Genomic DNA, 13,589 nt, shown 5'->3' on the forward strand with positions numbered 1-13,589 from the left:
CACCCGTCTGCTTCCGGTCCCATCGCGCAAGGCCGATGTCGGTCCTTAGTCGTGCCTGGCATCGATTGGTGTGCCTGAACCCGTGCCCTGCCTTGATCTCCGTGACGCCGTCGGCGTCAGGTTGCGCATCCTTCGGCATCACAGGTTCCAGGGGATCCTAGAGACCCAAAGCCGTCAGCCCGGCACGTCCCGCCCACCGGCGCGTGGGTCCTGTCCAACACTATGACCAGGCGACGTGCTCTGGGGCAGGACTTCGTCAGGGAGCGCCCCGGTCGTCACTTGTGGCCAGTAAGATTCAGCGCCCCCTCGGCTGGTCGACAGGCCGAGAACGAGCTGCAGGACATCCGGGTGCTCCGCCAGCCCGATCCCTCTGGGTGCTATCACAGCATTGATGCCTCGTGTCTCGAACGGTCGGGTGGCCCAGTTGGGCAATCTGTCGGATCGCTCTACGGATCATGTGGCTTCCAACTGATCGCGTGACTCGGCAGAGCCTCGTTCAAGTCCGAGCAACCGCGCGGCCCCTGCTGTCGGGAGCGCGGGGGACGGGGTCACGCTTGCCATCCCCCGATGTTCGATCCGGAGCCGCCCGAAAGGCGCAGATCCCCCTATGTTCGGAGGAGGCCTGCTCTTGCGCCCGAGAATGTCGTTCCAGTGCTTCCGGTGCGAGACGGACGCCACCGCTTCACCCTGTGGCTCCTTTCGGCGGCAGGCGGTTCACTCATTTGCGGATGCGAGCCGGCCTCCGGCACAGCCGAGCGGTCCCGACCAGTCACGCCAGAGCCAGAACGGCGATGCGGCGCAGGCCGAATCCGTAGCCCTGCGTGCCGGCCCCAACAATCACCGCGTCGGCGCGATGGCTCACAAAGGAGTGGTGGCGGAACGGCTCCCGCTTGTGGACCTGCGAGATATGCACCTCGACGACAGGCCCGTCGAAGGTGTTCAGGGCATCCAGGACCGCCACCGACGTATGGGTCAGGGCGGCCGGATTGATGACGATGCCGCAGGCGTCCTCACGGGCCTCGTGGATCCAGTCTACGATCTGTCCTTCGTGATTGCTTTGCAGGAAACGAATGGACAGGCCTAGTTCGGCCCCAAGCGCGACGCAGGCGCGTTCCACGTCGGCCAGAGTTTCTGCGCCATAGATCTCGGGCTGGCGCTTGCCGAGAAGGTTCAGGTTGGGACCGTTCAGGATGTAGACGAGGCGCGACATCAGTGGTTCTCGGTTAGGGGGCTCGATCCCGTTGCGGGAATGGGCCGGGACAGAGTCAGTGGACTGGCACGGCGGAGGGCATCCCTCCGCCTTCGCCGGGAAACGCAGACGGAGTAAGCCCGAGCCGTGTCCCGTGGATCGCGGCGTGGTCCCGCGATCGCTTGGACTCGGACAGGTTTGATCGGAGCCCGCTGATCCGGTCGGCCTCGCTTAGAGGGTTTCTCGCGCCGTTGAACTCTTTTAGCGGCAATCTGTGCTCTGAGTTGCCGGGAGCTTGGGGCCCTGTCGCCAAGCGCAGAGCCGGCACTTGCCAATCGGCCACCCGAGGGGTGCAGCACCACCTCAGGCCAGCCGATGATGAGAGCCAGGGCGATGCCGGCGACGGCGGGGCCAATTGTGCCGAGCGGCTTAGGCCAGAGCATCAGCGCGAAGCCGAAGTCTAGATCAACGTTCACGGATCTTGCCCTTCGTCTCTGTTGTCCGGCCCCGCGCCACGCTGCCGGACGCCGGCGCCAAAATCCACAGGCAGGTTCCCCTTCGGCCGGACATGATGCCGGATTGCCAATGCCTGTCCCGTCGAAGGTCATGACCACAGGTCCTGCTGCGGGGTTCGTTGTTGCTTCGGCAGTATGCTCTCGGCTGCTGTGGTACTAGGGGAGATGGTGTAAGTGATCTTGACGGCATCCGCAGCCTCAGGAGGCCGTGTGGTGATGCCATGACCGACCGTGTCCACGGATACCGACGTCAACTGCGAGGTTTTATCGGACCGCGGCAGTGCGAATTGGTGCGGTTCGCGAGGTGACGCTTGATCACTGCCTCCCAAGGCAGGGTTGGTCCCTTGCTGTTCGTCAGTCCTGGGCGAGCACCGGACCTGGGCTCCCGGCTGCTGACACGGGTGCAACCGGCACGATGGCCGACCGTTCGGCTCGGTCGCGGTGGAGCGCCGCCCTGCCCAAGAGCATGAGCGTGACCGGCGTCGTCAGCATCACGAAGACTCCGATCAGCAGCTCATGAAGGACGGGTCGCTGCTCCAGGCTGCTGAACAGGAGGGTGGACGCCAGGACGATGCTCAGCGTGCCCCAGCTTGTTCCCAGGGTCGGGGCATGGAGCCGATCGTAGAACGTCCGGAGCGTGACAAGGCCGATCGTGCCGAGCAGCGTGAGCCCGCTGCCCAGGATGATGAGCAGCGCCGCGGGAACTGCGACCCAGAGGGGGACGGCGTCAAGATGGGTCATTCGATCACTTCGCCACGGATCAGGAACTTGGCGAGCGCCACGGTTGCCACGAAACCCAGGAAGCCGATCACCATCGCCGCCTCGAAAAAGAAGATGCTGCCCGAGCGCAGGCCGGTGACGAGGAACAGGAGCATCGCCGTGACGTACAGCGTATCGAGGCCGAGGACGCGGTCCTGGGCGCGGGGCCCTCTCAGGATCCGCGACCCGGCGAGGACGGCCGCGAGGGCCAGTACGAGCTGAGCCACGTTCAAAGCCAGGATCAGGATGGTGCCGCTCATTCGAAGATCTCCAGCAGGCGTGCCTCGTAGCGGTTCTGGATCAGGTCGCGCCACCGCGCTTCGTCCACAAGATCGAAGATGTGGAGGAGCAGGACACCCGTGTCGGCATCGTACTCCAGCCACGCGGTCCCGGGCGTCGCCGTGATGATGATCGCCAGCATCGCAAGGGCCGAAGGATGGCGCAGGCGCAGGGGCACCCGTAAGAAGCCCGAGCGGCGTGCTCCCATGCGGCCACCGCTCAGGATGAGCCAGGCTACGGCCGCGTTGGACCGCAGGATGTCCCAGGCCACGATGGCGAGGAGGCCGGGGATGGCGGACGGACGACGCAGGCTCGGCCCTTCCATGCGAAGCGCGCCCATGGCCCAGCCTGCGAGGATGGCCACGCCGGTCCCGAGCATGAGGTGGCCAAGCGAGAACCGCGTGAGGATGAGCCACATCAGCACGAGCCCCAGGGTCAGGAGCGGGTAGGGCACGAGACGGCTCATTCCGATGCGTCCTCCGGCTGGTCCGCGATGCGCGGCGCGAGGCTCACGCCGGTCGTGTAGACGGGCGGGCTGTGCAGCGCGCGCGAGGTCGCTTCCATGTAGCGCATGACATCCTCGGCCCGGATCGTCATGGCGACGACGAGCAGGAGCAGCGCGGCAGGCGGCCCGACCTCCAGCGCCCACACCTTGGGAACCGAGCCTTCGGTCGTCCAGAATACCTGCACGCCGACCCGCACGAGGCCGATGAGCGTGCCCAGGCCCGAGGCGAGGAGGAGCGCCATGAACGCCCAAGCCCAGTCCTGCGGGACGGACAGGTCACCGGCCAGGATACCCGACAGGATGGCGACCTTGCCCACGAACCCCGCGAGGGGCGGCATTCCGGCCAGGACCAGCAGGCACCCGGCGAAGCACAGGCTCAAAAGCGCGAGCGAGCCGGGGATCGCCAGACCCGCCGTGGCATCCTCGTCCTCCGGCGCGTCCTCGATGCCGTAGGCGTCCGCGGTCAGGGCCAGCATGGCGGCGATGTCGCCGTCCTCCCGGCTCATGGGCTCAAGGAGCAGGAACAAAGCACTCGACGCGAGGGTGGAGCCCACGAGGTAGTAGAGCCCCCCCGCGAGCACCGCGCCACCGCCCCCGGCCAATGCGAACCCGATGACTGCCAAGACCGTCCCGGAGGAGATCAGCACCAGGTGACCCGCCATCCGCCCGAGCGTCTGCGTGCCGAGCACCCCCAGCATCCCGAACAGGACGGTCAGCATGCCCCCTGCCATCAGCACCTCGGCTCCGACGCCGATCGAGGGGCCCGCGCCGGGTCCGAACATCAGCATCGACAGTCGCAGGACGGCATAGACGCCCACCTTGGTCATGATCGCGAAGATGGCGGCCACTGGCGGAGCCCCTGCCATGTAGGCCGAAGGCAGCCAGAACGAGAGCGGCCACATCCCCGCCTTGACGAGGAACGCCAAGGCAAGGATCGCCCCTCCCGCGTGCAGCAGGGGCCGGTCCGCGTCAGGCAGGGTGGGGATGAGCCCCGCAAGGTGCGCCATGTTCAGGGTGCCGGTGACCCCGTAGATCAGGCTGACCCCGATCAGGAACATGAGCGAGGCGGTCAGGTTGACCGCGATGTAATGCAGACCCGCGCGGGCGCGGAACGGCCCGGAGCCATGCAACAGGAGCCCATAAGACGCCGCGAGTAGTACTTCGAAGAAGACGAACAGGTTGAACAGGTCACCCGTCAGGAAGGCGCCATTCAACCCCATCAGAAGGAACTGGAACAGCGCGTGGAAATGCTGGCCCTGCCTTTGCCAGCCCGCCAGGGAGTAGATGAGCGCAGGAATGGCCAGCACCGCGACCAGCACCAGCATCATCGCCGACAAGCGGTCGAGCACCAGCACGATGCCATAGGGCGTGGCCCAGTCCCCCAAGAGGTAGAACCCCATAGCGCCTCCCTCGGCCAAGGGATTCTGCGACGCGCGCTGCAGGAGCTCGAGGGCGACGAGGAGCAGGGCAAACGCCGAGCCGAAGCTGAGGGCCAGACGTGCCTTGCGCTGCCGCTCGTCGCCGTAAAGCAGCATCAGCGCGCCCGCGATGAACGGGATCAGGATCGGCGCGATGATGAGGTGCTCGGGCGTCACCGTCACGGGTTCCGCTCCTGGCCATCGACGTGGTCGGTGCCGCTGAAGCCCCGCGCGACGATCATGACCACCAGGAACAGTGCGGTCGTGGCGAAGCTGATGACGATCGCCGTCAGCACGAGGGCCTGCGGGATAGGGTCCGCAAAGGCGTCCGGGTTCACGAAGCCGCCCTTGGGCATGATGGCCGGCGCGCCCACCGTGAGCCGCCCCATCGAGAAGATGAACAGGTTCACGGCATAGGACAGCAGGCACAGGCCCACGATCACCTGGAAGGTCCGGGGTCGCATCAGGAGCCAGGCCCCCGAGGCCGCGAGGATGCCGATGGCGGCGGACAGGACGATCTCCATCAGGCGGCCTCCTCCCGATCGGGGCGGGAGACCTCGTCCGGAGCCCTGACGCGGGTCGAACGGAGCGACTGGTGCGCGATGGCGATCAGCATGAGGATGGTGGCACCCGTGACCGCGCCGAACACACCCAAGTCGAAGATCATCGCCGTGGCAGCCGGCACCTCTCCGATCAGCGGCAGGTCCACGTACTGGGCGTGCCCTGTCAGGAAGGGGTAGCCAAAGACCCAGGAGGCCATGCCGGTGCCCCCCGCAATCAGGAGGCCGAACCCCATCCACCGTGTCGGCAGGACGGTCAGCCGCGACTCTACCCAGCGGACATGGGTGGCCAGGTACTGGAGCAGGAAGGCGATGGCCAAGGTCACCCCGGCCGAGAACCCCCCGCCCGGGAGGTCATGGCCGCGCATGAACAGGTAGGCCGAAAGCACGATGGTGACCGGGAACATCCACTGCATGATGACGGACGGGATCAGCATGTCTTCCTGCAAGTCGCGGGCCGTGGGCAGGGCCTGCTGCTCGGGTCGGCCGGTGCTTTCGACCGCGGGGCGGAAGCGGCGGAGCAGCGCGAAGACCGTCAGCGCGACGATCACGAGTACCGTGATCTCCCCGAAGGTGTCGAAGGCGCGGAAGTCCACAAGGATGACGTTCACCACGTTGGTGCCGCCGCCCTCGGAATAAGCGTTGCGCAGGAACCAGTCCCCCACGGTCGACAGCTGCGGCCGGGTCATCACCGTGAACGCGATGGCCGACACGGTGGCCCCGAATACCACCGCGATCACCAGATCGACGCTGCGCCGGATCCGCGCGGCCCGAAGCCGGTCCCCCTGGATCTCCACCAGCCTCTTGGGCAGCCACCGGAGTCCCAGCAGGAGGAGGACCGTGGTCACGACCTCCACGAGCAGCTGCGTCACGGCGAGGTCCGGGGCCGAGAGCCAGGCGAAGGTCAGGCAGGTCACCAAACCCGCTCCGCCAAGAAGAACCAGCGAGGCGAAGCGGTGATACTTGGCCTGCCAAGCGGCACCCACCGCGCAGGCCGCCCCTACCGTCCACATCAGGAGAAAGCCGATGTTCGGGTCTGTGAAGCCCCGCCAAGGCGCGAGGCCCGTCGAACCCCACATCATGTAGGCCATCGCCCCGATCGCCAGCAGCACGATGAGGCGGAGCTGGGGCTGGAGCCGGTCCGGGCCGAACAGCCGGACCAGCCGGCGGGGCCCGGTCCAGGTCGCGGCCAGCATGACCCGCTCGTAGAACCGCTGCGCCTGAAGTTTGTACACCAAGGGCGGGCCCTCGGGGCCTTGGGCGATGCGGGACGCGAAGGTGAGGTAAAGCACCGCCCCCAGAACCATCGCGATGAGGCTCATGAGCAGGGGGGTGTTGAGGCCATGCCAGACCGAGACGCTGTAGTAGGGCATGTCCGCCCCCATGACCGAACGCGCCGCCATGTTGAGCGTGGGGCCGAGCGTCAGGCCCGGCATGATGCCGACCACGAGGCAGATCAGCACCAGCAACTCGACGGGCCGCCGCAGCCACCGCACCGGCTCCTGGGGTGTCTTGGGCAGGTCGGTGGGCGGTGGGCCGAAGAACACCGTCGCGATGAATCGCAGCGAGTAGGCGACCGAGAAGACGCTGGCCAGGGTGGCAATGTAGGGGAGGGAATTATCGAGCCAGGTACCGTTATGCCACTCGACCGCCTCGGCGAAGAACATTTCCTTGGACAAGAAACCGTTGAGGAGTGGCACCCCCGCCATCGCCGCCGCCGCAACGATGGCGAGGCTCCCTGTCGCGGGCATCAGCCGCATGAGGCCGCTCAGCCGCCGCATGTCGCGCGTTCCGCTCTCGTGGTCGATGATGCCGGCAGCCATGAACAGCGAGGCCTTGAACACGGCGTGGTTGGCGATGTGGAAGATCGCGGCCACGATGGCTCCGTTGCTCCCGATCCCTGCGAGGGCCGTGATGAGGCCCAGATGGCTGATGGTGGAATAGGCCAGCAGCCCTTTCAGGTCGTGCCGGAACAGGGCGATCACCGCCCCGAACAGGAGCGTGGCCATCCCGACCCCGGTAACCGCGAAGAACCACGCTTCGGTGCCCCCCAGCGCCGGCGAGAAGCGCACCAGCAGAAAGACGCCCGCCTTGACCATGGTCGCAGAGTGGAGGAAGGCCGAGACAGGGGTCGGAGCCGCCATGGCGTTGGGCAGCCAGAAATGGAACGGCACCTGCGCCGATTTCGTAAAGGCCCCGACCAGGAACAAGGCCAGCGTCGTCCCGTAGAGCGGATGCGCCCGGATCACGTCGCCCGAGGCCAGGATCCGATCAAGATCATAGGTCCCGGCGATCTGGCCCAGCAGCAGCATCGCCCCGAGAAGGCAGAGCCCCCCCGCAGCGGTCACGACCAGCGCCATGCGAGCGCCGTCCCGGGCGGCGGGGCTTCGATGCCAGTAGCCGATCAGCAGGAAGGAGATGAGGCTCGTCAACTCCCAGAAGACCACGAGCATGATGACATTGCCCGAGGTCAGCATGCCGATCATCGCGCCCGTGAAAGCGAGGATGCAGGCGTGGAAGCGCGGAGCCGGATCTGACTTGGCCAGGTAGTAACGCGCGTAGAGCACCACGAGAAGGCCGATCCCCAGCACGAGCGTCACGAAGAGCCATGCAAAGCCGTCCAGGCGGAAGTCGAGGTCGAGGCCCAGCGATGGCACCCAGGACAGGGTCTCAAGGAGAACTCTGCCTTCGGCGACCGGGCCGTGCAGCGCCGCAAGGATCAGAAGACCCGCCGTCATGACGAGGCCAGAGAGCCAAGCCGTGCCGGTGCGGGCTCCGGCGGGCATGGTGGAGGCGACCAGCGCTCCGGCGAAGGGCAGGAACACGAGAAGCAGGATCAGGTTCGGTTCATTCATGCCCGGGCCCGGCAACCTCCATGCGTCTGCGTGCGTCGCGTCCCCTGACGCGCGTGCTCGTGTGGCCTCCGATCCGATTGACGAATTGCTCGGATTTGCCCGGGGCAGCGTCCTTAGCCAGAATGCCTTGAACCAACTAAGGCGCTAGTCCGACCGAGATCAACCCCGCGTCCGGCCTTTGTCCGCCACGCAACGTACCACGGACCGTCCGGGTCCGGTCGGACTATCCGATAGTGAACCCTGCCCTTCGTGCGGGGCTGCCGATGCCGACCCGGCGCCAGTCTGCCCACTCCGGTTCTGCCGTGGCGTCAAATCTCGTTGATCATCACGGCTCTGTTGCATGGTCGAACTAGGTCCGACCTGCAACCCGCGGGAGAGCGGGACGGGTGACAGGGGAGTTGAACCGGGATGCCACAGGTCTTCATCAACGAACTGCATTACGACAACGATGGCACCGACACAGGCGAGCGGATCGAGATAGCGGGTCCAGCCGGTACCAACCTCGGCGGGTGGTCCTTGGTGCTCTACAACGGCAATGGGCGCGCGCCCTACGCGACGATCCCCCTCGCGGGCACGATCCCCGACCAGGATGACGGTTTCGGCACCCTGTCCTTCACGGGCCCTGCCTCGGGGATCCAGAACGGCTCACCCGCTGGTTTGGCTCTGGTGGACGGTGCGGGCGGCGTCCTGCAGTTTCTGTCCTACGAGGGCAGCTTCACCGCCGTAGGCGGGCCGGCGGATGGTCTGGTGAGCACCGACATCGGCGTGGTCGAGGGCGCGACAACCCTGTTGGGTCTGTCGCTGCAGGTCACCGGCTCGGGCACCGCCTCGGAGGACTTCACCTGGACCGCTCCGGCCGATGACAGCTTCGGGGCCGTGAACGCGGGCCAGGACTTCGGCGGCGCCACGGGCCCAGGGACGCTGTCGGTCGCGGACGCGAACGTGAGCGAGGGCGACACGGGCACCTCTACCCTGACCTTCACCGTCACCCGCGCGGGCGGGACAACAGGCGCCGTCACCGTCAACTACGCCGTCTTGGCCGGAGCGGCCAACCCTGCGGACGCCGAGGACACGGGCGGACTGCCTTCGGGCACGCTCACCTTCGCCGACGGGCAGACCGAGGCGACCGTGACCGTCGAGGTGCGGGGCGACACGGCGGTGGAGCCCGACGAGACGCTGCAACTGACGATCAGCGATCCCACGGGTGGGGCCACCATCGCGGATGGGTCGGCGGTGGGCACGATCCTCAACGACGACGTGGCGCGCCTGACGATCGGCACCATCCAGGGCGCCGGGCACGTCTCGGCCTATGCGGGCCAGCAGGTTGCGACCTTCGGCGTCGTCACGGCCGTGGACACCAACGGCTTCTACCTTCAGGACCCCACGGGCGACGGGAACGCGGCCACCTCGGACGCGATCTTCGTCTTCACCAGCACGCGCCCGACGGTGACTGCCGGGGACGCAGTGCAGGTCACCGGCACCGTGAGCGAGTTTGCGGCAGGGGGTGCCAGCGCGGGCAACCTGTCCACCACGCAGATCGGCAGCGCCACGGTCGCCGTGACATCGACCGGCAACGCCCCGCCCCAGGCCACCCTGATCGGCCCCGACGGACTTCGGCCGCCCAGCGAGATCATCGAGGACGACAGCTTCGCCAGCTTCGACCCGGCAACGGACGGCATCGATTTCTACGAAAGCCTCGAGGGCATGCGCGTGACCGTGCAGGCGCCCGTCGCGGTCGCGCCCACCAACGAGTTCGGCGAGATCTTCACGGTGGCGAGCGACGGCGCGGGCGGGCGGCTCGCCACCAGCCTGTCGGAGCGCGGCACCGTCAATGTCGAGGGTGGCGAGGGTGGCCTGGGCGTCACCAACCAGGGCCCGGGCTCGGACTTCAACCCCGAGCGCATCCAGATCCAGGCCGACTCGGGCTTCACGCCCGGGGGCAGCGCGGGCGTGCCGCGGGTGGACGCGGGGGCCGAGTTGAACGACGTCACGGGCGTCCTGTCCTACGGCTTCGGCAACTACGAGGTGCTGGCGACCGAAGCGATCACGGTGCGCGCCGAGAACGATCTGGCCCCCGAAGTGAGCGAGCTGGAAGGCACGGCCGACCGCCTGCTGGTGGCGAGCTACAACGTCCTCAACCTCGACCCGAACGACTCGGACGGCGACACGGACGTCGCCGATGGCCAGTTCGCGGCCATCGCGCAGGACGTCGTGGACAACCTCAACACCCCCGACGTCGTGGCGCTCCAGGAGGTGCAGGACAACGACGGGTCGGCCAACACCGCCGTGACCTCGGCAAGCGAGACCCTTCAACTCCTGGCCGACGAGATCTTCGCGAGATCCGGGGTTCGCTACGAGGTGATCGACAACCCTTTCATCAGCGACGACGAGTCCGGTGGGGAGCCCGGGGGCAACATCCGCACGGCGTTCCTCTACAACCCCGAGCGCGTGAGCCTGGTCGAAGGCTCTCTCGCCACCGTGGTGGACCCACAGGATCAGGCCACCGACCCCGACAACCCTTTTGCCGGCGCCCGCCTGCCGCTCGTGGCCACCTTCGAGTTCGACGACCAAGAGGTGACGCTGATCAACAACCACTTCTCCTCCAAGGGCGGCTCCACCCCGCTTTATGGGACCACCCAGCCGTCGCTCAACGGCTCGGAGGAACAGCGCGCGGCACAGGCGCAGGCGGTGAACACCTATGTGGACGGGCTTCTGGCCACCGACGCCGACGCCCGGGTCGTCGTCTTGGGCGACCTCAACGAGTTCGAGTTCGAGGAGCCCTTGCAGGTGCTCGAAGGCGACCTGGCCTATGACGGTACGGCGCTGACCGACGTGGACGAGGAGGTGCTGACCAACCTCACGCTCCAACTCGCCGAGGACGAGCGTTACTCGTATCTCTTCGAGGGCAACTCCCAGCAGATCGACCACATCCTGGTGTCCGACAGCCTGCGAACCGGCGCGCTCTACGACGCCGTCCACGTCAACACCGAGTTCGCCGAGCAGGCGAGCGACCACGACCCCGTGCTGGCGAGCCTCCTCATCCCGGACGATGACGACGAGGTGCTGGTGGGCACCAACGGGCGGGATCTGCTCGACGGGGCCGATGGCGACGACCTGCTGCGGGGCGGCAACGGCGACGACATCTTGATCGGCGGGCGCGACGACGACCGGCTGCAGGGCGGCAACGGCAACGACCGGCTTTATGGCGATGATGCGGCCGATCCGCTGGGCGGGGTGGACGCAGGCCATGACACACTGGAAGGCGGCAACGGCAACGACAGTCTTTGGGGCGGAGCGGGCAGCGACGTGCTGATCGGCGGACGGGGCGACGACGTCCTGGCGGGGGGAGCGGGCGAGGATGTCTTCGTCTTCACCGGCGGTTTCGGGCGCGACCGTGTCGCTGACTTCATGGCGGGACAGGACACCATCGACCTGACCGGCCTCGGTCTCTGCTTCAACCAGATAGACCGGAACGGGGACGGTGTCCTGGACCAGAGGGATCGTGCAGTCGACGTGGAGGGCGGCGTCCTTGGCCTAAGCCTTCGAGGTGGCACCATCGAGTTCGCCGGAGTGATCCGGCTGGAGCAGGGCGACCTGCTCATATGATCAGTGCTCCTGGCGCACCAGGGCGGCGATCGGCCCACCGAGTCCCGCCCCCCCGTCGGCCACCCGGACGGGGCGGGGCCCGGTCTGGGTGGCCGTGCCGCCAGGTCAGATCCCAGGGCCGGGGGGTACGAGAGTCAGTCAGCCTAGTAGCGGGACGGCTGCCTTGAAGGCGGACCCAGCGATCGAAGGTCTCGTGTGGGCCCAGTGGGATGCGAGAGCATCAGAGTAGGTCTCGCTTCTGGACTCCCACCCCACAGGTCGGCGTGGTGCTGCGTGCGCGCTCGTTCGACAGAACGGGCGCGTGCCTGCGACATTCCCGACGCGGACGTTGCAGAAAGGTCTCGTACACCTTGTTGCGGGAAATCCGGGGTGTGCCAGGGCAGGCTTTGGTCTTCCTTGTCATTCGTTAATGACTGCGGGGATAGATTGCTTCCGCTTCTGGAGGCCCGATGCCGATCTCGCGCAACATTCCCGTGCCACGACGCCTCCCGGCGCGGTGGCTGGCCGGCGTCGGCAAGGGGTTGCCCGAGGAGGTTCAGACCCGGCTCCGGTCGTCGCTGGCGTCATCCTTTACGCCGATGATCGCGGCGGGGGCGAATGCCACGGTGCTTTGTCTTGTGGGATACCTGCGGACCGAGGAAGCCGTGTTCTTGGCGCTGGCTGCGGCCGAGATGCTGCTGCTGGGGTTCCGCTACATGGTGTTCCGGACGGCTCACCGGTCATCGGATCTGTGGTTCCTGTGTGGGCTGGTTTGGCCTGCTCTCCATGGCCTGCTGGTAGCGGTTGCCATCGCGACAGGGGACTTCGGCCTGACCGCTGTCGTGCTCGTGTCGGCCCTGGGCGCAATTTGCGTGCTGGTGTCCCGGCATTTCGCCGCACCACGCTATGCGCTGGCCCAGAGCGCCCTGATCGAGGCTGGCTTCCTGCTGGCGCTCGCCCTTTATCATCCCGATCTGCTTCCCATCGTCCTGCTACAGCTTGCGGCGTTCTGCATCGGCAAGGTGGCTGTGCTGAGGCAGCTTCGCGGAATGACCATCCAGGCCATCACGAGCGAGATCGCCAGCCGCGAGCAATCGATCACCGATCCTCTCACCCATCTGCTGAACCGCAGGGGTCTAGAGGCCGAGTTCGCGCGGCGTCAGGTCATGGGGGTTCCGATATCCCTGTTTTACCTTGACCTCGACGGGTTCAAAAAGGTGAACGACAGCCTAGGTCACAGCGCGGGCGACACGCTTCTGGAGGAGGTTGCGGAGCGTCTTCGGGAGTCCTGCCGAGGAGAGACCTCCATCGCCCGCATGGGCGGTGACGAGTTCCTGATCTTGGCCGAGCTGGCCCGGGACTCGGATATGCTGAAGCTGGGCCGTCGGATCGTGGCCCGCCTGGGCGAGCCTTATCAGTTGCGCGGGGTCATTCTGGCGAAAGTCGGAGTGAGTATCGGAGCAGCCCGCTGGGATCCGGCTCTTGGCACCTTGCCGGCGCTGATCGCGCAAGCCGATCGGGCCCTGTATGCGGCGAAAGGGGCCGGCCGAGGCCGTTGCATCACGTTTGCAAGCTTGGACGCGAAAGCGGCGGAAACCTATCAAGCCGGCTGAGCGATGTGCCCGGTCGGATCTGCCATGTCTGTTCGATCACGGTGCCATGCTGGCCCGAACGGGCCGGGCCCGACGGTGCAGGCACGGGATCAGGACGCGCGGCCGAAGTCGGAGGGGTTGGATATCCCTGCTTCTCGGCATAGAGCCTGCGTCCTGAAGGGTGGGTCATGACCCGTAAACGTGCTTGCGCGCGATGTCGTGAAGATCGGCACGGTGCATCCCCAAGTCGGCCAGATCCCTTGGTCTGCCCCCTGAAAAGTGGTCCTCCCTGAAGTAGGCTTTCGGGCCTGAGGAGGACGAAGGAATGCCCC

The 13,589-nt window shown here is 66.8% G+C and carries 9 protein-coding genes; 2 read left to right on the top strand and 7 right to left on the bottom strand.

Annotation, left to right across the window (positions count from 1 at the left end; genetic code table 11):
* Positions 1–769: 769 nt before the first annotated feature.
* The 7 genes from aroQ to FHG66_RS16915 form a co-directional block, all read right to left on the bottom strand.
* Positions 770–1,210, bottom strand: a complete 441-nt coding sequence (aroQ, locus tag FHG66_RS16885; RefSeq protein WP_139078222.1) for a type II 3-dehydroquinate dehydratase — start codon at positions 1,208–1,210, stop codon at positions 770–772.
* A gap of 848 nt (positions 1,211–2,058) precedes the next feature.
* Positions 2,059–2,445: a monovalent cation/H(+) antiporter subunit G gene (gene mnhG, locus FHG66_RS16890; RefSeq protein ID WP_139078223.1), complete on the bottom strand. Its 387-nt coding sequence runs from the start codon at positions 2,443–2,445 to the stop codon at positions 2,059–2,061.
* Positions 2,442–2,723, bottom strand: a complete 282-nt coding sequence (locus FHG66_RS16895; RefSeq protein ID WP_139078224.1) for a K+/H+ antiporter subunit F — start codon at positions 2,721–2,723, stop codon at positions 2,442–2,444. Before FHG66_RS16895 ends, mnhG begins: the two co-directional genes overlap by 4 nt.
* Positions 2,720–3,208: a Na+/H+ antiporter subunit E gene (locus tag FHG66_RS16900; RefSeq protein WP_139078225.1), complete on the bottom strand. Its 489-nt coding sequence runs from the start codon at positions 3,206–3,208 to the stop codon at positions 2,720–2,722. Before FHG66_RS16900 ends, FHG66_RS16895 begins: the two co-directional genes overlap by 4 nt.
* A complete protein-coding gene (locus tag FHG66_RS16905; RefSeq protein WP_139078234.1) occupies positions 3,205–4,842 on the bottom strand; it encodes a monovalent cation/H+ antiporter subunit D in 1,638 nt (545 codons plus the stop codon). Before FHG66_RS16905 ends, FHG66_RS16900 begins: the two co-directional genes overlap by 4 nt.
* Before the next feature lie 2 nt (positions 4,843–4,844).
* On the bottom strand, positions 4,845–5,189 hold the full coding sequence (locus FHG66_RS16910; protein ID WP_139078226.1) for a Na+/H+ antiporter subunit C: 345 nt from the start codon (positions 5,187–5,189) through the stop codon (positions 4,845–4,847).
* Positions 5,189–8,080, bottom strand: a complete 2,892-nt coding sequence (locus FHG66_RS16915) for a monovalent cation/H+ antiporter subunit A (RefSeq protein ID WP_139078227.1) — start codon at positions 8,078–8,080, stop codon at positions 5,189–5,191. The genes FHG66_RS16910 and FHG66_RS16915 overlap by 1 nt, the downstream gene beginning before the upstream one ends.
* 408 nt (positions 8,081–8,488) lie before the next feature.
* Between FHG66_RS16915 and FHG66_RS22680 the strand changes: the two genes are divergently transcribed.
* Together FHG66_RS22680 and FHG66_RS16925 are read left to right on the top strand one after the other, a co-directional pair.
* Positions 8,489–11,686, top strand: coding sequence for an endonuclease/exonuclease/phosphatase family protein (locus FHG66_RS22680; RefSeq protein WP_139078228.1), 3,198 nt, complete (start codon positions 8,489–8,491; stop codon positions 11,684–11,686).
* A 449-nt stretch (positions 11,687–12,135) separates the two neighbouring features.
* Positions 12,136–13,278, top strand: coding sequence for a GGDEF domain-containing protein (locus FHG66_RS16925; RefSeq protein ID WP_139078229.1), 1,143 nt, complete (start codon positions 12,136–12,138; stop codon positions 13,276–13,278).
* Positions 13,279–13,589 lie beyond the last annotated feature (311 nt).

The sequence above is a fragment of the Rubellimicrobium rubrum genome, assembly GCF_006152115.1.
Taxonomy (GTDB): Bacteria; Pseudomonadota; Alphaproteobacteria; order Rhodobacterales; family Rhodobacteraceae; genus Rubellimicrobium; species Rubellimicrobium rubrum.